Consider the following 18772-nt stretch of genomic DNA (forward strand, 5'->3'; position numbering starts at 1 on the left):
CTAATCCGTCAGTGAGGCACCGGTGTTCCGGGGCGCGACGACGCTGACCGTCCCATCGACATCGGCCGCATCCAGTGCCAGCACGCCCGCTTCGTGGCCCTCAGATTCGTAGTCCGCTGTCGTCAGTCCCCAGACGGTGGGTCCCCAAGAACTCTGGCCGGCCCCGGAAATAACTGGAGCGCTCGCCAGCGAGTCGACGAGTTCACCAGCGGGCGGGCGGTAGACGCCACCCTGCTCGTCGGCGTACCATGCGCCGTTGAGTCGTCCCAGCCGCGCCGCGGCCTGCCCGAAGTCACTGTGCTCTCTGGTCGCAATCGCGGGGAGGACCCGGCGGGTCAGTAACGTCGAAATCTCGTCGGCGATGCCGGGGTCAGCGCGCTCGACGGCTTGCCGCATGCTCTGGTCTTCTGCGCTCCCGCTCTGTCCGGGGTCAGTGTCCGGGACGACGATGACAAAGCGCCAGTGTGCGGGCACGTCGTGATGGGCCAGCACCGGCGGCACGTCCCAGTCACCTTCGGCTGGCGGCTCGGCTGTGAACCGCTCCGTCGGGTGACCGCCGTCGACGATGAACCCGCCCGACTCGAACGCAGCCACCCCGACGCCACTCCGGCCGCCCCGGCCCAGTTGCGGCGCGTACGTCCGTGCGTCGGCAGTCCGGTCATACGCCCGGACAACGGCGATAAGCGTCGCCAGCGAGAGCTGGGTGCCGCTCCCGAGGCCGACGTGGCGCGGGAACCGCTCGTCGACGGAGACCGACGCGCCCGGCACGTCGAGCGCGTCGACGACGCGCCGGACGTACGGTTCGGTCGCCGCGTCGTCACACCGGACCGTCTCGGCTCGTGTCGCTTCGACGGTCAGCCGCGGCTCGTCGAGCGCAAGCCCGACGCCGCCGTAGAGGCGCTCGTGGGCGAGCGAAAGGTTCTGAAATCCGAAGTGGAGTCGCGCAGCGGTCGTGACCGTCGGCATACAGCGGCGGAAGTCCCCGACGGAAAAGAACCTGCTGTCACCGGTGGGTTTCGCCGTGCTTCTGTGTGAGACGCTACCGCGAGTACAAGTTATTTAAGGTTGCCCATGGCCTCGGTGAAATATGAGCAATCAGGAGCGGCAAGAACGTCCGGAAAAAGACCCGGACCTGCGGAGTACCGAGGTGACGGAGGGATACGAGAAAGCCCCCCACCGCGCGATGTTCCGCGCGATGGGCTACGACGACGAGGACCTGTCCTCGCCGATGATTGGTGTGGCGAACCCGGCCGCCGACATCACGCCGTGTAACGTCCATCTGGACGACGTGGCGGATGCTGCCTACGACGGCATCGACGACACCGAGGGGATGCCAATCGAGTTCGGGACCATCACCATCTCCGACGCCATCTCGATGGGGACAGAGGGAATGAAGGCGTCGCTCATCTCCCGCGAGATAATCGCCGACTCCGTCGAGCTGGTCACCTTCGGCGAGCGAATGGACGGCATCGTCACCATCGGCGGCTGCGACAAGAACATGCCCGGCATGATGATGGCCGCCATCCGGACGGACCTGCCCAGCGTCTTCCTCTACGGCGGCTCCATCATGCCCGGCGAGCACGACGGCCGCGAGGTCACCATCCAGAACGTCTTCGAGGGCGTCGGCGCGGTCGCCGACGGCGAGATGACCGAGGGCGAACTCGACGAGATGGAGCGCCACGCCTGTCCCGGCGCGGGCTCCTGTGGCGGGATGTTCACCGCCAACACGATGGCCTCTATCTCCGAGGCGCTCGGCTTCGCGCCGCTGGGGTCGGCCTCCCCGCCGGCCGAACACGAGTCCCGCTACGAAGAGGCTCGGCGGGCCGGCGAACTCGCCGTCGAAGTGGTCCAGGAGCGCCGCACGCCCTCCGATTTCCTCACCCGCGAGTCCTTCGAGAACGCCATCGCCCTGCAGGTCGCGGTCGGCGGCTCGACCAACGCTGTCCTCCACCTGCTCGCGCTCGCGGCGGAGGCCGGCATCGACCTCGACATCGAGACGTTCAACGAGATCAGCGCCCGGACACCGAAGATCGCCGACCTCCAGCCCGGCGGCGAGCGGGTGATGAACGACCTCCACGAGGTCGGCGGCGTCCCGGTCGTGCTGAAGGCACTACACGACGCCGGTCTGCTCCACGGTGACGAACTCACCGTCACGGGCAACACCATCAAGGAAGAACTCGACCGCATCGACCCGCCGGCAATCGAAGACCTCGACGTGGATTACCTGTACCCGGTCGAGGACCCGATCCACGAGCGCGGTGCCATCCGCATCCTCTCGGGCAACCTCGCGCCCGACGGCGCGGTCATCAAGATCACCGGCGAGGACCACCTCCACCACGAGGGACCGGTCCGCGTGTTCGAACAGGAAGAAGGAGCCATGGAGTACGTCCAAGAGGGGCACGTCGAGTCCGGCGACGTGATCTGTATCCGGAACGAGGGCCCGCAGGGCGGGCCCGGAATGCGCGAGATGCTGGGCGTGACCTCGGCCGTCGCCGGGCAAGGCCACGCCGAGGACGTGGCGCTGTTTACCGACGGCCGTTTCTCCGGCGCGACCCGCGGCTTCTCTATCGGGCACGTCGCTCCCGAGGCGTTCGTCGGCGGCCCCATCGCCGCGCTGGAGGACGGCGACACCGTCACCATCGACATCGACGACCACGAGCTGTCGGTCGACCTCAGCGACGAGGAGATGGACCAGCGCCTCGAAGACTACGACCCAGAACCGACCTACGACAGCGGCGTGCTGGCGAAGTACCACAGCGACTTCGGCTCCGCGGCGAACGGCGCGGTGACGAACCCCGGCGCGAAGTGGGACTGAAGCCCGGAACAGCGGTGGCGATTTCACGGGACCGAACGGAGTGCGGTCCCGCTTTTTCGCCCACGTTTTTCGAGGACCCCTCCCGCAACGCCGATGGCGCGAGGAAGGGGGACGCCGAAAAAGGTGGGTGGCCAACGGTGCGATGACGAACCCCGGCGCGAAGTGGGACTGAGACACGGGTCACGGGTTCGACTCACGAAACGGACCACCCGCCTGCGACGGCCCCGCCGGACCCACTGGCGGTTCACGTCCGCGTGACCGTGATAAGCCCTTCTTTCAGCGCCGCTTCGAACCGCTCGTCAAGCGTCATCTGCTCCCAGCCGTCTGGCCGGTTCTCCGCGGCAATCTCAGCGAGCGACTCGACCAGCGACCTGTGGAGGAACCGTCCGTTCTCGCCACAGTCATCGCAGGTCTTGATTATCGACCGAACCTCGAAGTCCCGCTCGACGCCGGCCTGGCATCGGGCACACACGTACGTTTCGGACACACCTGACTATACGCCGTCCGGATACTCGGGTGTTGTGAATTATTTCACATAGATGTCATAAACGGCGATAGACTGTGCCCATCGACGGCAGTCTCTATCGACTACCGTACAGTTCTCTAATCGAGAAATAGCCCTCGCGATGTGAGAGTTCCGTATAGCGGGCATTTAGCCCATTCACCGAGACGATTAAGGCAACAGCTGGTCACTGCGGACAGCAGTGTCCAATATAACTTGTAGGAGCGCATCCCGCTACTACGTCCTATTTTATATTTATCATGACTACTAAACCTATTTACAATCCCAGTGCAAATTGCAGGCGTGTTGATGTCCCCGCCGACCGTCCTCCTCATCACCGCCGAGACTGCTGCCGGAAAGCGGTTACAGGCGGCACTTGAACAGGCAGCAATCGACGCCACGGTCGAGACGACCGACCCCGAATGCGTCGATACGACACTGCTACGTACTGCGGTTGACTGTCTCGTCGTCCCGGTGACGTGTGGGGGCATGGCGGGCGGACATCTGGCGGAGGCGGCTACCGGTCTGTATCCGAAGCTCCCGGTAATCATGTACGGCTCTGAGGCGGACCGTGGAGAACACATTCAAGCGGTCGCCGACGACGATCTCGGGTCGCCGGAACTGACAGCCGCAGTCGGTGCGGCACTCGAAAACAGCGAGACGATGGCCGCACGACCGGCTTCGAGACCTGAGACGATACTTGCGACGATGTTTGAGCGGTACTCCGAACACCTGTACGTGAAAGACGATGACAGGCACTATCTGTTGCTCAATAATTCGTCGTACGCGCCCCCGGAACTGCTCGGCCGGCGGGACGAAGACGGACTCCCCGCGGGGGCGACATATTTGGATGCGGCACGCGGTGACGATTTACAGGTCATCAACGACGGGACCGACATCCTCGACATCCACGAGTTCTCGCCGTCGATGGGAAAGCACCTTCGGACATCGAAGGTCCCCTGGTACGACGAAACAGGCGAGCTGGCTGGCCTTATCGGGATTACGCAAGACATCACCGACCAGAAGGAGCGCGAACGTCTTCTCAGACAGCAGAACGAACGCCTCCGGAAGGTGGCGCTGCTGGCCGCACACGAACTCCGAAACGAACTCCAGGTGTCGACCGGCCATCTCTCGCAGATCGAAGCTGACGGCGAGCACATTGGCGCTGTGGAGGAGTCCATCGACCGACTCTCCAGTATCGTCGACAAAGTCGTCTCGCTGGCGTCGAGCGACTCGCCGGAGTTCGAACCCGAGCAACAGTGGCTCTCGACGGTCACCTGGGACGTGTGGAGTTCGCTGTCGCTGGAAGCCGCGTCGCTCGAAGTGACATCGGATCGGCGACTGTTGGCCGACCCGGAATCGATGCGCCTGTTTCTCGAAATCCTGCTCTCGAACGCCGTCGAACACGGCGGGCCGGACGTGGCGATTCGGGTCGGTGCCACGTCTTCGGGGTTCTTCGTCGCGGACGATGGGCCGGGCGTCGACGTTTCGCCGCCGGAGCGGGTGTTCGAGGCGGGGTACGCATCAGAGAAGCAAAACAGTGGGTTCGGCCTCTACATCGCCAACCGGACCGCAAAAGAACACGGCTGGTCGCTGTCCGTCGATGACAGCGAGGACGGCGGCGCCCGGTTTACTGTGACCGACGTGGAACGACCGGATTAAAGCTCGAAGGTCTCGTCGCCGTCGAGGACGTGGACCTCGGCGTCGCTGCCGGTGCCTTTGACCTCGTTCACGAAGTCCTGCGTCTCGATTTCGATTGGTGGGAACGTGTCGTAGTGCATCGGGAACGCGTGGTCGACATCCAGCCAGTCGACGGCGACGGCGGCCTGCATCGGCCCCATGGTGAAGTGGTCGCCGACCGGGACCGCGGCGGCGTCCGGTTCGAGGAACGGCCCGATGACATCGCGCATCTCCGTCATGAGGCCGGTGTCGCCGGCGTGGTAGAACGTCGTCGACTCCGCGTCGCTGACCTGTGTCGGCTTCGTATCCGAGATGATAAAGCCGCCCGGCATCCCGCCGCTCGTGCCGTAGCTGGTGTCCATGCCGTTCGTGTGGTCGGCCCGGTGCATCGTGACGAAGGCGTCGCCGATTTCGACGGTGCCGCCGAGGTTCATCCCCATGCCGCCGACGGGGTCGAACTCGCCGAAGTTGTCCTCGCAGTACTCGACAATCTCGGGCGTGGCCACGAGCCCACAGCCCTCGTAGCGGTCCACGTCGCCGATGTGGTCGGCGTGGCCGTGGGTCAACAACACGTAGTCCGGGTCCAGTTCCTCTGGGTCGGTGTCTGTGTGTGGGTTATCGAAAAACGGGTCGATGAGCAACTCGGTGTCGTCGACTGTCACGTGCCACGTCGAGTGGCCATGCCATGTGAGTTCCATACCGGATGCACGCTACTCGCGGCGTCTACTTAATATTACAGTGAGCGGGCACCAAACGGCGGAGTCGAACGAACTTACGGCTCGTCGCCACCGCTCTCCGACCGGACCCGTGAGAGCCGCATCGCGTTCCCAGTCACGGCTGTCGTCATCCCGGCATCGCCCGCGAGCACGGCGGCCCAGATGGGAACGAGGCCGAACGGCACAGCGATCGCGAGACCGGCTTTGACCGCCAGGCTGGCCCAGATGTTCTGCCGGATGACGCTGTTGGCGTCGTTCGCCAGTTCGTACAGGTACGGGAGCTTCGAGAGGTCATCGCTCATCAGGGCTATGTCGGCCGTTTCGAGCGCCGTGTCAGTGCCGGCTGCCCCCATGGCGACGCCCACGGTCGCGCTCGCCAGCGCCGGCGCGTCGTTGATACCGTCCCCGACCATGGCGACGCCGTCGTGTTCCGCGACCAAGTCGTCGATTGCGGCGACCTTCTCGTCGGGGAGGAGTTCGGCCTGGTAGCCGTCGACGCCGACCGCCTGGGCAATCGCGCCCGCAGTGTGGTCGTTGTCGCCGGTGAGCATCACTGTCCGCTCGACGCCCAGGTCGCGGAGCCGGGCGATGGCGGCGCTTGCCTCCGGGCGCACCTCGTCGGCGACGGCGATGATGCCCTTGATCTCGTCTTCTGTCCCGACGATGACGACCGTCTTGCCTTCGGCCTGAAGTTCGGGCACGGCGTCTTCCAGCAAGTCCAGACAGTTGTTGCGCTCACAGAGTTGCTGGGTCGTTTTGGTGACAACACCGCCATCGGTGGTCGCGTGGACATGCGAGAGATCGAAGCCGAGGTCTTCGAACAGCCCCGGTTTCCCGGCATAGTGGGGCGTCCCGTCGAGGTCTGCACGGACGCCCTTGCCAGTGATACTCTCGAAGTCATCGACCTCGGCGCTTTCGACGCCGGTAGCTCCCGCCTCCGCGACGATAGCCTCGCCGATGGGATGTTCGCTGCGCTGTTCGAGCCCGCGGGCACACCGCAGGACTTGCTCTTCGGTGTTCCCGTTCAGCGGAATCACGTCGATGACGGTCAGTTCGCCTTTCGTCAGCGTCCCCGTCTTGTCGAGGGCCACCACGTCGACCGCACCCATCGCTTCGAGGTGGTTCCCGCCTTTGATGAGGACGCCGTTCTTCGCGGCGCTGGTGATGCCCGAGACGACCGAGACGGGCGTCGAGATGACGAACGCGCAGGGACAGGCCAGCACCAGCAGCGTCAGCCCGTGTACGACGGCGGTCGACCAGGCCACCCCGAATACGGTTGGGGACGCCAGCGTCACGAGGACGGCGAAGGCGACGACAACCGGCGTGTAGTACGCCGAGAAGCGCTCGACGAACTGCTCGCGCTCGGTCTTGTTCGACTGGGCGTCCTCGACCATCTTGACGATGCGCGAGAGGGTGTTGTCGCTGGCCGCCGCCGTGACCTGCACTTCCAGATACCCCTCCTCGTTGATCGTCCCGGCGTACACCTCGTCACCTTCGGTCTTGTCGACCGGGACGCTCTCGCCGGTGATCGGAGCCTGATTGACGGCGCTGGTCCCGTCGACGACCTTGCCGTCCATCGGAATCTTCTCGCCGGGCCTGATGACGACCACGTCGCCGACCTGCACGTTATCGACGGGGACCGTCGTCTCCTCGCCGTCCTGCAGAACCGTCGCCTCGTCGGGCGAGAGGTCCATCAGCTCTTCCAGCGAGTTCCGCGCGCGGTCCATCGAGTACCGCTCCAGCAGTTCCGCGACGCTGAACAGGAACGCCAGCGTCGCGGCTTCAAAGTACAGCGCCTCGCCGAAAGCCAAGCTGGCAGTAAGCGCGCCCAGAATAGCGATAGACATCAGCAGGTCGATGTCGAGGGTCCGGTTTCTCAGAGAGTAGTAGCCGCCACGCAGGATTTCTTGACCGCCCGTCGCTACCGCGATGAGAAACAGAACGTCGTCGACGTACAGCGTCGTCCCGAGAACGCTTCCGACCTGGGCGTTCGCACCGGGCAGCAAGAACTCCAGAAAGAAAGCGAGGCCCAAGGCGACGAACACGCCGCTGACCCACGTCTTCAGCGCCCGCGAACTGGTCCAGATCGAGTCGCTCTCATCCGACTGTCCGGCTCCCGTATCGTCCTCCCCCGCCGTCTCCGTGACCTCGTAGCCGGCGCTCTCGATAGCCGCCACAATGGCCTGCTCCGTCACCGCTGTCCGGTCATACGAGACAACGACCGTCCCGGTGGTCGGCCGCGTGTCGGCGCGTCTGATACCGTCGACCCCGCCGAGCGCGCTCTCGACCTTCCCGGCACAGGAGGCACAGTCCATCTCCGGGACACTGAGCCGCAGCGTCTCTCCGCCGTCGTCTTCGACGGTGTAGCCCGCTGCTTCGACGCGTTCCGTGATCGCAGCGAAATCCGTCTCGGCTTCGTCGTACTCGACGACGAGTCGTCCGGCCGCTATCTGCGGATCGATCGTCCTGATACCAGCGAGTTCGCGGACGCTCGACTCCACCTTGCCCGCACAGGAGGGACAGTCCATCTCCGGGACGGACAGCTGTGCGACCTGCCGCGTCCGTTCTCCGTCTACCACTGTCGGAGGACCGTCGTCATCCGCGCCGTCACACCCACCACCATCCGAACAGCTGTCGGACTCCGTCATTACCGGTGCTAGGCTACCCGGTCTTATTAATCCAACTGCTAAATTTGGCCCATATAGTGGGATATGTTAATAAATAGCTGCGGATTTGTTATTAATCTGGCCGATATCGACCGTGTAGCTGGCATTGCCACCCGCCACTCACTCGAACGGTGTCGTCCGCGTCGGTTTCCCCTGTGCGTACCGGATCCAGCGCCGCATGTGTCGACCGACGGCCCAGAACAGTACGACAGTCATCGCCAGTAGCGCCGACAAGAAGACGATTCCAAGCCGTATCGGTTCTTCAGTCGGGAGGCCGATAAGCAACACTATCGTCCCGACGAGCGCCATCTCGACACCGCATCGCAGTCCGGGCAACAGGAACCCCGGTGTCGGGGTGTTCGTTCCCGATGAATCCTCTGCCATGCGCCCCCGTATGCTATCGGGACGATTGTAGTTTGTGCCCGCTCTCCGGGTCGAACTGAAAGGCCCAGTCGACAGCAATCAGGTAATCCGGTTATCGTAAATAGCCCTGACCGTGCCTTTTTCGCAGCCCAGACCCACGCTCCAGTATGAAACAGTCTCTCACTCGCCGGGCGATGCTGGGAGCCCTCGGGACAGCTGTTGCGGCCACGGCTGGCTGTCAGAGTCCCGGGACCGGCAGCGACTCGGGCGGTGACACCGGGGGTCAGTCAGAGTCAGCCGACGCGGTCGCGCAGTCCGACAGCGTCTACACCGACGTGTACCGGGAAGTGGCCGATGCTGTCGTCTCGATCAGAGTGTACGCCGAAGACGCCCGCGGCGGGCAGGGCAGCGGCTTCCTCATCGACGACGAGCATATCGTCACGAACGAGCACGTCGTCGCGGGCGGGGACGAGTACTACGTCCGCTTCGCGGACACCGGCTGGCGTGCTGCCTCCGTCGTCGGCGCAGACGTGTACAGCGACCTGGCAGTCCTCCGTGTCGGCGCGACGCCGGACGTGACACCCCTCTCGTTTGTCGAGACCGAACCCACTGTCGGGACCGAAGTCGTCGCTATCGGGAACCCCTTCGGGCTGTCCGGTTCGGTATCGGCGGGCATTGTCAGCGGCGTCGACCGCACGCTCCAGAGCGCCAACAATTTCTCCATCGCCGATGCGGTCCAGACCGACGCGCCGGTCAACCCCGGTAACAGCGGCGGACCACTGGTCACGCTGAACGGCGACGTTGTTGGCGTCATCAATTCGGGCGGCGGCGACAACGTCGCATTCGCTATCTCGGCCCCGCTGACCCAGCGTGTCGTGCCGTCGCTCATCCAGACCGGCGACTACGACCACCCGTACATGGGTGTTGGACTCCGTGGCGTGTCACCCCGACTCGCCGAGGCCAACGACCTAGACCCTGCATCGGGCGTGTACATCGACAGCATCCTTGAGGGTGGCCCGGCGGCGGGCGTTCTGCAGGGAAGCGATGGGAGTACGACGGTTTCCGGGACAGCGATTCCCACTGGCGGTGACGTGGTCAGACAGATGAACGACACCCCGACGCCGACGCGGCAAGCGCTCGGAAGCTTCCTCGCACTGGAGAGCAGTCCCGGCGAGACGGTCGACGTTCTGGTCGAGCGCGACGGGGCACAGGAAACAGTCGAACTCACGCTCGGTTCGCGCCCGGAGCCGTAACGAACGTCGCTGACCGAATCTGAAGCCCGACCGTGCATTACTGGGTCTGGAACCCACCCTGTTCGCTACGGCTGTCACCGGCCGCGAGGTAGCCGACGGCGGCGGCGAGCGGCAGCGTTACCGGGAGCCCCACGATAAGCAGGCTGATACCGAGACTCCCGCCGACGAACACGTAGAGCGCAACGCCGGCTGCGGTGACCGTGACGAAGTCCGCGATGGTTGCCAGCGCGGCCAGTCGAAAGCGAACCGCACGCTCGGGACTCTCACCCGCCGCCGCTCGGTCGCGGTGCCACAGCAGGACGTAACCGGCAAACAGCGCGGTCAGGCCGGCTGACACACCCACGGGAAGGCCGATAAGCAGTGAGAACTCGATCTGTGGTTCGAAGCCGGCGGTTACCGCGACGGTCGTGACAGCGAACGCCACCAGGCCGAGGAGCATGGCAACGACAATACGGACGTGCGTGTTCATACGTATCAACTGAACGACCATATATAAATAGACAGCCGCTGCTGCCGAGCAAGGTCTCTAACGGCTTTTTACACAGCGCACGGTCGACCCCGTCGCGTCGGCTTACTCTAACGGCTCGGCGGCGTTCTGTTCGACCAGCGGATCGGCGTTATCAGCCGGCAGTGTCACCACGTCGTCCGTCGAGAGGTCGTACTCCCGCTGGTCGACGCCGAATATCTCGCCCACGTCGTCCGTTATCCGGACCGTCCGCCGGTCCACGTCGGCGGCCCCAGCCGTGTCAGAGCTGGGTGGTGACTGTTGGCCGCCGTCAGTCTGCGTCGGATCCGCCGATGGGCTGGAGGGAGAGTCAGCGCTCTGTTCGGCTGGTGGTACCGGAACGTCGTTACCACCGCCCGACACGTCCGCCGGATCGGATTGACCGCGGACTGTGGGATTGCTGTCCGCGTCCGGCTCGGGCGGCGGCGTCGGTGCGTCGGAGTCCGCCGCTGGCGGCGACTGGTCCCTGCCGCTGCCCATCATGTCGGCCGCGTCGACGCCCGAGTCCGGCGTCGGCGGTGGCTCGGACTCACCGGCTGTCGCGTCTTTCGCCGCTCGTTGTGGGTCCGAGTCTGGGTCCGGATCGGGGGCCTGTCGCTCGTCCGATTTCGGCTCGTCGCCGACCGCGCCGGTCGGGGCCTCGCCGGCGATCACGTCGAGGACGTGGCCCCGGTTGGACTCGATAGCCTCGACCATTGTCTCGAACAGGTCCCGTTCCTCCTGCGTGAGGCCGTCGTCCTCTGTCGGCATGTCCGCCGCGGCCAGCGACGCCATCTTGACGATTTTACCGACGCGGCGCTCGTAGACGGCCTCGACAGTCTGTTCGGCGGTCTTAATGTCGTCGGTCAGGCGGTTGACCTCGGGCGAGTCGAACGGGTCCTCGGCGCGCTCGGCGGCGCGGTCGCGCTCCGACCGGAGCTGTTGAATGAACTGGCCGGCGTCCTCGTAGAACGTCTCGCGCAGCTGCTGGAGCTGGTCGGTCTGGCGTTCGCGCGATTGGACGGACTGGAGTTCGTCTACGTTCATTCCTTCCCCTTCTCGGCACGCCCGCGGGCCATGAGAAACACGCCCACGTGCTCTGGTACAGTCTGATTACCCGCCTCCAGTGTAAAGCTATCGCCATCTAGCTCGACGAGGCCGCCGTCGGTCACCTCGACGGTGATGTCGTGGCCCCGGAACGTTTCCGGCACGGGGTCGACCAGCGGGTCGAACGCGTCGAGGTCGTCGCGGTCGATTCGCTGGACCTCCAGCCCGCTCCCGCCGTGGAGCGAGCCGGGCAGGCGGATGAGCCGGTTCGTGTCCGTCGTCACCGGTTCGTCGATAGGCGCGTTGTCCGCCGCGACGACCTCGTGGAGCAGAATCTTCGCCAGCTGGTAGAACGCCGGATGCACGTCGATGTTCCCGGCCTCCAGCTGCTCGTAGTTCGACCGGGCGGCGTTCAGCGCCGCCGTCGCCTTCCCCTCGCCGATGCCGTCGTACTCCTGCAGTCGGTCTAGCGCGTCCGCCTCGTCCATCGCCAGCAGCTCGTCGACGACGGCGAGCATATGTCGGTGTGCGCGGGCGCTCCAGCCGCCTTCCGTCGAGAGCGTTCGCTTCTGTGCCGGGCTGGACCGGCCGGCCGTACCGGCGACGGACTCCTCGTCGACGAGTTCGTCGAACTCCAGGCCGATACCGCGGACGTAATCGACGATTTCCCGGCGCGCGTCCCGTTCGAGGTGACGGATGCGCTCGTCGCGGACGTGGACGTGGTAGCCGCGGCCGCCGGAGAAAACGATAGTAAGATCATCGAAGCCAAAATCGTCTTCCAGAAAGTCGAGCAGCCTGAGCAGCGCGTCCTTGCACTTTTCGAGCATCTCGGCGTAACTGTCCTCGCCAAGCACTACGGAGGGCAGGTGGTCGGCGTCGAGGTCGAACACGAGGTCCGAGGAGCGCCAGCCCTTGTCCGACATCGTGGAGGCGCTCGGTTCGTCGTAGCGGCCCGCGGAGAAGTAGACGTGGCGGGGCTTCCGGCGGCCGAGGAAGTCCTCGATTTCGCCGAGGTCCAGCAGCGAACGATGACGGACCATCGTCTCGCCGGGGCCCTCAGTCCACGGAATAAACCCCCATTCACGTTCGTTCGCGGCCGGCGGCGGCGTTACGGCTGCCTGTCGGTAGTGGTCGCCGAACCGGCCACGGAGGTACGCGCGGGTCCGCTCTTCCATCGGCTACCTGCTTGGGGAGGTCCCTTGAAAAGCGTTCGCTTAGCCGGGCAGGAACTTCGACAGTTTGTCGGTAATCGAGTCCTCGCCGAGTTTGAGGTAGTAGGCGTCGCCGCCGTCCTCGTAGTAGTTGTCGATCCGCCGTGTGATCTCGAAGCCGATGTGTTTGTAGAAGCCGAGTGCCTCCCGATTCGTCGCCCGGGCGTGGCAGGTCACGCTGCCGTAGTCCTCGGCGACGCGAGCGACGAGTCGCTTGCCGAAGCCGTGACCCCTGTACTCGTCGTCGACTGCGAGAAAGAGAATGTAGCCGTCGCGCCGAACCGCGGCAAAGCCGATGAGGCGGTCTCTGGAGCGGTCGATGTAGAGATAGGTGGTCGACCGTCGGTAGGCGTCGCGAAAGAACCCCCGTCGCTGCCGGAGGACGCCGTCAGCCTCGCGGATGTCTTCCTTGAGCCGCCACGCCGCGTCGACGTGTTCGTCGTCCCCGCGTTCGACGATCTGTGTCTCGATATTGACGCTCACTGCCGTATAAGTAGTAGAGGCGTGGATATAATTCCACCGCCTACAGAGAGGGGTATCCCACCGCCCAGCGCCGCGGACCGGACGAACAGGGTTAGGTGGATAGCACACGAATTCTCAGGTATGGACACACGTGTACCGAGTTTTGTCGGCACGGCCGTACTCGCGCTCACTCTCTTATCGCGGCCCGCGGCGGCACACGTCGACTACGTGACGGACGGGCCGGGCGAGGCCCTTGACGCAGTAGCGTTTGCGATATCTGTGCTGTCTAATCCGGTGAACGCGGCGGTTTTTGGCGTCTCTGGAGCGGCCGTGACTGTCGGCCTCGCGGCGTATCTCTGGGTCCGGCCGACGATTGCGGACATCGTCATCCTCCGGGACGTACTCGTCGGCTACGCGGACCTCGTCCCGTGGATGCTCCGACTCAGCGTTGGACTGCCACTCGTCGGTGCCGGCTTTCAGGGGTATCTGTTCGCCCCGACAGTGACGTTTGACCCCGCCACGAGCCCGGCTGTCCGCATCCTGTTTATCGGACTTGGTTTCACGCTCTTGTTCGGACTCGCGACCCGTATCGTCACGGCGGTCGGGCTGGTGACCTACGGCTGGGCGCTGAGCGTCGACTTCGGCGTTATTCTCGCTATGGAGTACGTGCCGGCGTTTCTGGCGCTATTGATTCTTGGCGGTGGTCGCCCGAGCGCTGACCACATGCTCCAGCAGGTCGCCAGCACTGACGGGACCTACTACGGCCGTATCGATCCGGTTCACCATCTGAAGGGCTTTCTGGACTCGGTAACGACATCGTACCGCGCATACGTGCCAGTCATCGTCCGTGTCGGCATGGGTGTGACGTTCATCTATCTCGGTCTGTTCCAGAAACTCGCTGAACCCGGGCAGGCGCTCCTGGTCGTCGAGAAATACGACCTCACCGCCGTCGTCCCCGTCGACCCCGGGATGTGGGTACTCGGGGCCGGTCTGACCGAGATGCTGGTCGGACTGGTGTTGATATTCGGCTTCATGACTCGCGGGGCCGCGGCCGTGTCCTTTGTCCTGTTTACCACGACGCTGTTCGGGCTCCCGGACGACCCGGTACTCGCGCACATCACGCTGTTCGGGATGGCCTCGGCGGTGTTCACGATGGGTGCCGGACCGCTCTCGTTCGATGACTGGTTCGGTCGGCCGGCACAGAGCGACCGTGAGACCGTCGTGTCGGCTGACTGAGCAGGCCACAGCAGTCACACAGTCAGTTCGCGCCGTCCCACTGGTCCAGCTGGGTCCGGTTCCCGCTCGCGTTGTGGTATATCGTAATCGTGTCACGAGCGCCTACGCGCCGCCCGTAGGCGTTGCCGCTGCTCAACTGCGCGATGTCGCCCGAGCCGACCATCGCGTCGGGCTCGCGGTTCGCCACTTGCGCCCAGGTGACCGACTTGCTTGGCCCTTCGAATTCGATGTTCCCGGCTTCGAAGTCGTCGCCGCGTTCGTGTGTGACGATGAGCAGTTCGTTGTCCTCGACGTAGTCATAACTGAAGTTCGCCTGCGGGCCGCCGCTATCGTCCTCGATGACGAGGACGTTCAGCCCGACAATGGCCGTCACGAGTAGCGTCAGCCCGACGAGTACGGCGACGCCGATGCCCTCAGTCATTCCGACTGTCTCAGTCCTGAACCGTCCCATAGCCGTCTATCTCCCCTAATGTGAGACGGCGTTAAATGCTGTTCGACGGCGAGGGGAAGACACATATCGGTTCAACTCGCAGCCACCGGTATGATAGACGAGACTGTCGAGGAGATCTCGGAGATGCAGACCCACAGTTCCTCCGTGGTCGCAGTCAAAGCCGCCCAGGCGCTCCGGGACCTGACTGACAGGGAGTACCCGACGGTCGAGGATTACCTCCGCTCGCTCGACCGGAACAGCAGCGCCCTCCGACGAGCGAACCCCTCGCACGCCTCCCTCCATACGACCCAGCACCGGATCGTGAACACCGTCTCAGATGCGGAGCCCGACGACGTGGCGGCCGCCAAAGAACTGACGAACGAGGCTATCGACGACGTTATCGACTCTGTAGAGTCGTCGAAAGACCGCGCCGCGGCACGCGCCGTGTCGGAGATCGCCGATGACGACGTGCTGTTGACGCATGACTTCTCCTCGACGGTCCTTGCGGCCATCGACGACGCTATCGAAGCCGGCCACAGCTTCGAGGTGTACGTTACGGAGTCGCGACCGCGTTTCCTCGGCCGAAAGATGACGCGCCATCTCTCCGACCGGGACGGGGTCGACGTGACGCTCATCGTCGATAGCGCCGCCGGCCACTTCATGTCGGAGGTCGACCGCGTGCTCGTCGGCATGGACTGCATCGTCGACGACACGCTGTACAACCGCATCGGCACGTATCCGATTGTGACGGCTGCGGCGGACAACGACGTTCCGGTAACGGTGGTCGGGGCCGCCGCAAAATACGTCGACGGGGCCTTCGCCTTCGAGAACGAGATTCGGTCGCCGTCGGAAGTACTCCGGGAGCCTGCAGACGGATTCGAGGTCGCAAACCCGGCCTACGACGCGACGCCGACACACCTGCTGGATACGGTCGTCACTGACGACGGGATCCACGAGTACTGAGGCGGACCGCTGTACGTTCGTTCGGAAGCCAGTAGGGCAGGTCCTAATAACGAAAATCGGGGTCGAAGATTCTTGTTGCTGGCAGTGAAGAAGCCATACATGGACGATACTGCCCTCCTCCGTCAGACGATCCGTCGGTGTACCGCCGTACTCGTTGCAACCCTTGCCGCTGTTGGGGTGAGTCTGCAGAGTCCGTCGGAAGCGAGCTACTTGCTCATACTGGCCACCGTCTCAGTGATGTATCTCGCTGCTGAGTTCATCAAGGTGAATCCGACTGCTGAGAACGCTGGAACGTCCTCGTCGACAGAGGAAGAGAGGTAATACGCAGTCTACCGCTGCTGGACGACGACGTCACAGTCCGGACACCGGAGCTGTAAACTGTTCTCGGTCGATTCGGCTGTCCAGTCGCCAGTCACTGCACTCTCGTGACCGCAGTGGGGACAAAACAGCGATGTCTTGGACCGCGTCTGTGGTGGTGGGTCTGAATCGACCGCACTGGTCGTGTAGATTTCGGTGGAGGTCATCAAGGAAAGGAACGCGCTGTAGGCTGAAAAATGTGTCGGCAGAATGTTTGATTGTTCACACACAATGTGGAATTAGTATAGTTTAATACCCCGAGATTGTGGATGTTCGTTCCAGATTTTGTTCTTTACATGTACATTCGGTCATCTGGAAGGTAGTCGGAATCGCCGGCCTCCATCCGCTCTGCGAGTGCCTGATAGTGGGCTTCGATGTTTGCGGCAAAGGCTTCCAGCGGCCCGGTGTCAATCTGGATTGCGTGGACTTCTTTCAGCGCGGTAAGCAGTCTGATTGCGGCCGCTACGTCGGGCGTTTGCGGGTGGGTCGGCGTCGTGAACACGCCGGTCGGAAACGACTCATCGATGCCTCGAGCGACTAGCTCCGCACTCAATCCGTCGAGGAATCCGTTCCCCATCGGTCTGATGTCGGTATCGTCGAGATACGAGTCCTGGTACGCTGGCGTTGCGATGTAGAACGGGACGTGGTCGTCCGGGCCGTGCGCGACGGGGGCGCCGGTAAGCATCGTCATGTTCGAAGCATCTAGTTTTCTCCCAGCGGTCGTGATTGCTGTGGCGAGTGAGCCAGCCTGGGCCGGCGGTACAAACCGCTCACCCACTACGACGGCAAACGACGCTGCTTCGTCGACGTACAGCCGCGTGTGATGTCTCGGGGTCCCGTTCTCGAAGGGCGTAATGAACGGTGGTTCCTTCGTCCGCAGGTGGCCGACCTCGTGCATCGAGTCCCGGTCGGCGAGATAGTCGACGGCTGTGAGGCCAGCCAGACCGTACTCAGAGACACCGACTACTAGCGTATCGACCGGTGGCCGGTCGTCAGAGACGACCACTGAAATGTTATCGGAAGACACAGTCGTTCGGTCGGAGTGAGAGGGCTAAGTAGTTCGGGAGGGGAACCCTTTTCTCGGGCCAGTGTCGATTCCATGGCATGCGTTTTGGCCCTGTCTGGCCCTTGCAGACACCCACTCCGACACCGACCGAAACCGCAACCGAGGTCACAACGGAAGTGGCAACCGACATCGGCGGGCTGTTGCCGTTCGAGATTCCGATGTGGGTGGTGAATATCGGGGAATCCTTGGTCGTCATCGGGCTGGCGATCGTCGTTTCCAGGGTCCTCGTCCGCCTTCTCGGTCGACGCGTCGCTCAGCAGTTCCGGCGGCCGAGTCTCACTCGGACGGTGCTGCGCGGCATCCGTGTCAGCGTGTATATTTTCGCATTGCTGACTATTCTAAACATCTACGGCTTGCGGCTGACGGACATCGGGCTGTCCGTGGCTATCTTTTCGGCCGTGGTTGGTGTCGTGCTGGCCCCGATCCTCGGCAGCTACATCTCCGGCGTCTTCTTGCTGGCCGACCAGCCATACGAGATCGGTGATATGATCGAACTCGCCGACACTGGCCAGCGAGGGTTCGTCGAGGACATCACGCTCAGACACACGAAGATGTTCACGCTCGACAACACGTTTCTCGTCATCCCCAACGGGGAGATTCGCCAGCGGGATGTCGTCAATTACTCCGCGGAGGACTCACGGACGCGGCTGTCCCTCGATGTGCTGGTCACCTACGAGAGTGACATCGCTGTCGCGCGGACTCTCATCGAAGCGGCGGCCCGGGAAGTAGACAACGTCATCTCCGGTGGGCCGGACATTCGCGTCGGCGCGGCCCGATATCCCGCCTCGCCGACTGTGTATATCAACAATTTCGCCGACCACGGCGTGTTGCTGACACTCCGGTACTGGGTGACCGAACCGTACAAACTGCTCGCTGTCCGTTCGAAAGTCCAGACGAACGTCTGGCAGCGGCTCGAAGATGCAGACGTCGAGATCGCCTATCCCCACTCGCACCTGTACTTCGACGACACCAGCGGTGAGATGAACGTCTCACTCAATAACGGGCTTGATGGCATAGACGGCATTGACCAGACCCGCACGGTCACCGGTGACTCGCCCGTCCCACCCTATCAGGACCCTGATGACCTCGCCGACGAGTGACGGCTAGACTGGGCATCCGGCTCGACAGTGACGATTTCGCAGTCGAGTTCCTCGCGGAGGTACTGTTCGACATCGGGGTCGTCGACCAGCCGCCGGATCATCTGCCGCCAGCGACTCGCCTGTTTGCTCCCGATGACGACGATGTCAGCGTCCTGTGCGGCGACCTCGTCGAGAATGGTCTCTTCGACGAGCATCCCCGACCGGACGACGTACCGCGTCCGCGGGACGTGGCCAAAGGACTGCTCGACGGCACGTTTGAGCTCTGTCCGGTCGACGCGGTGGCTGTTCTGGTATAGGTTTACATGCAGGACGGTGAGGTCCGCGTCTTCCTCGTCGGCGATCTGAATGGCCTCCGCGAGCGTGGCTCGGGAGTTCTCCGAGAGCGGGTATCTGACCGGAACGACGACCTGTGGCATCGGCA

General features: G+C 63.8%; 20 protein-coding genes. 7 read left to right on the forward strand and 13 right to left on the reverse strand.

Features of this window, described 5'->3' with window-relative positions; translation table 11 throughout:
- Positions 1 to 966, reverse strand: coding sequence for a beta-ribofuranosylaminobenzene 5'-phosphate synthase family protein (locus AMS69_RS12725; protein WP_053968452.1), 966 nt, complete (start codon positions 964 to 966; stop codon positions 1 to 3).
- A 121-nt stretch (positions 967 to 1087) separates the two neighbouring features.
- Here AMS69_RS12725 and ilvD point away from each other — a divergent pair, with 121 nt between their 5' ends.
- A complete protein-coding gene (gene ilvD / locus AMS69_RS12730; RefSeq protein WP_053968453.1) occupies positions 1088 to 2815 on the forward strand; it encodes a dihydroxy-acid dehydratase in 1728 nt (575 codons plus the stop codon).
- A gap of 244 nt (positions 2816 to 3059) precedes the next feature.
- On the opposite strand, the gene AMS69_RS12735 is transcribed toward ilvD, so the two are convergent.
- On the reverse strand, positions 3060 to 3302 hold the full coding sequence (locus AMS69_RS12735; RefSeq protein ID WP_053968454.1) for a hypothetical protein: 243 nt from the start codon (positions 3300 to 3302) through the stop codon (positions 3060 to 3062).
- A 324-nt stretch (positions 3303 to 3626) separates the two neighbouring features.
- Here AMS69_RS12735 and AMS69_RS12740 point away from each other — a divergent pair, with 324 nt between their 5' ends.
- On the forward strand, positions 3627 to 4979 hold the full coding sequence (locus AMS69_RS12740; RefSeq protein ID WP_053968455.1) for an ATP-binding protein: 1353 nt from the start codon (positions 3627 to 3629) through the stop codon (positions 4977 to 4979).
- On the opposite strand, the gene AMS69_RS12745 is transcribed toward AMS69_RS12740, so the two are convergent.
- From AMS69_RS12745 to AMS69_RS12755, 3 genes are all read right to left on the reverse strand, one after another.
- Positions 4976 to 5695 (reverse strand): metal-dependent hydrolase, encoded by a 720-nt coding sequence (locus AMS69_RS12745; protein ID WP_053968456.1) that lies wholly within the window; start codon positions 5693 to 5695, stop codon positions 4976 to 4978. The genes AMS69_RS12740 and AMS69_RS12745 overlap by 4 nt on opposite strands.
- Before the next feature lie 74 nt (positions 5696 to 5769).
- Complete coding sequence (locus tag AMS69_RS12750; protein ID WP_053968457.1) at positions 5770 to 8361, reverse strand: heavy metal translocating P-type ATPase; 2592 nt, start codon at positions 8359 to 8361, stop codon at positions 5770 to 5772.
- Between the two features lie 138 nt (positions 8362 to 8499).
- Positions 8500 to 8763 carry a hypothetical protein gene (locus AMS69_RS12755; protein ID WP_053968458.1) on the reverse strand — a complete coding sequence of 88 codons (264 nt, stop codon included), beginning with the start codon at positions 8761 to 8763 and terminating at the stop codon, positions 8500 to 8502.
- A gap of 146 nt (positions 8764 to 8909) precedes the next feature.
- Here AMS69_RS12755 and AMS69_RS12760 point away from each other — a divergent pair, with 146 nt between their 5' ends.
- A complete protein-coding gene (locus AMS69_RS12760; protein WP_053968459.1) occupies positions 8910 to 9995 on the forward strand; it encodes a S1C family serine protease in 1086 nt (361 codons plus the stop codon).
- Positions 9996 to 10032: 37 nt separating this feature from the next.
- Here AMS69_RS12760 and AMS69_RS12765 read toward each other — a convergent pair whose 3' ends face one another.
- The 4 genes from AMS69_RS12765 to AMS69_RS12780 form a co-directional block, all read right to left on the reverse strand.
- On the reverse strand, positions 10033 to 10464 hold the full coding sequence (locus tag AMS69_RS12765; protein ID WP_053968460.1) for a hypothetical protein: 432 nt from the start codon (positions 10462 to 10464) through the stop codon (positions 10033 to 10035).
- Positions 10465 to 10566: 102 nt separating this feature from the next.
- The gene (locus AMS69_RS12770) at positions 10567 to 11526 is read right to left on the reverse strand and encodes a hypothetical protein (RefSeq protein WP_053968461.1); all 960 of its coding nucleotides are present in this window, start codon (positions 11524 to 11526) and stop codon (positions 10567 to 10569) included.
- Positions 11523 to 12701, reverse strand: a complete 1179-nt coding sequence (priS, locus tag AMS69_RS12775) for a DNA primase small subunit PriS (protein ID WP_053968462.1) — start codon at positions 12699 to 12701, stop codon at positions 11523 to 11525. Before priS ends, AMS69_RS12770 begins: the two co-directional genes overlap by 4 nt.
- Before the next feature lie 39 nt (positions 12702 to 12740).
- Positions 12741 to 13220: a GNAT family N-acetyltransferase gene (locus tag AMS69_RS12780; RefSeq protein WP_053968463.1), complete on the reverse strand. Its 480-nt coding sequence runs from the start codon at positions 13218 to 13220 to the stop codon at positions 12741 to 12743.
- 120 nt (positions 13221 to 13340) lie between these two features.
- Here AMS69_RS12780 and AMS69_RS12785 point away from each other — a divergent pair, with 120 nt between their 5' ends.
- Positions 13341 to 14435: a DoxX family protein gene (locus AMS69_RS12785; RefSeq protein WP_053968464.1), complete on the forward strand. Its 1095-nt coding sequence runs from the start codon at positions 13341 to 13343 to the stop codon at positions 14433 to 14435.
- 22 nt (positions 14436 to 14457) lie between these two features.
- Here the strand turns inward: AMS69_RS12785 and AMS69_RS12790 are convergent, their stop codons facing one another.
- Positions 14458 to 14886, reverse strand: a complete 429-nt coding sequence (locus AMS69_RS12790) for a type IV pilin (RefSeq protein WP_053968465.1) — start codon at positions 14884 to 14886, stop codon at positions 14458 to 14460.
- Between the two features lie 90 nt (positions 14887 to 14976).
- On the opposite strand from AMS69_RS12790, the gene AMS69_RS12795 reads away from it, so the two are divergent.
- Both AMS69_RS12795 and AMS69_RS12800 read left to right on the forward strand, forming a co-directional pair.
- Positions 14977 to 15828 carry a translation initiation factor eIF-2B gene (locus tag AMS69_RS12795; RefSeq protein WP_053968466.1) on the forward strand — a complete coding sequence of 284 codons (852 nt, stop codon included), beginning with the start codon at positions 14977 to 14979 and terminating at the stop codon, positions 15826 to 15828.
- Positions 15829 to 15927: 99 nt separating this feature from the next.
- Positions 15928 to 16149: a hypothetical protein gene (locus tag AMS69_RS12800; protein ID WP_053968467.1), complete on the forward strand. Its 222-nt coding sequence runs from the start codon at positions 15928 to 15930 to the stop codon at positions 16147 to 16149.
- An 8-nt stretch (positions 16150 to 16157) separates the two neighbouring features.
- On the opposite strand, the gene AMS69_RS12805 is transcribed toward AMS69_RS12800, so the two are convergent.
- A complete protein-coding gene (locus tag AMS69_RS12805; protein ID WP_053968468.1) occupies positions 16158 to 16352 on the reverse strand; it encodes a hypothetical protein in 195 nt (64 codons plus the stop codon).
- A 125-nt stretch (positions 16353 to 16477) separates the two neighbouring features.
- Entirely contained in the window at positions 16478 to 17212 is a 735-nt protein-coding gene (locus tag AMS69_RS12810) for a proteasome assembly chaperone family protein (RefSeq protein WP_053968469.1), read from the reverse strand.
- Positions 17213 to 17289: 77 nt separating this feature from the next.
- Between AMS69_RS12810 and AMS69_RS12815 the strand changes: the two genes are divergently transcribed.
- Complete coding sequence (locus tag AMS69_RS12815) at positions 17290 to 18351, forward strand: mechanosensitive ion channel family protein (protein ID WP_053968470.1); 1062 nt, start codon at positions 17290 to 17292, stop codon at positions 18349 to 18351.
- On the opposite strand, the gene AMS69_RS12820 is transcribed toward AMS69_RS12815, so the two are convergent.
- Positions 18321 to 18767 (reverse strand): universal stress protein, encoded by a 447-nt coding sequence (locus AMS69_RS12820; protein ID WP_053968471.1) that lies wholly within the window; start codon positions 18765 to 18767, stop codon positions 18321 to 18323. The two genes, AMS69_RS12815 and AMS69_RS12820, sit on opposite strands and share 31 nt — an antisense overlap.
- Positions 18768 to 18772 lie beyond the last annotated feature (5 nt).

The sequence above is a fragment of the Haloarcula rubripromontorii genome (assembly GCF_001280425.1).
GTDB lineage: Archaea > Halobacteriota > Halobacteria > Halobacteriales > Haloarculaceae > Haloarcula > Haloarcula rubripromontorii.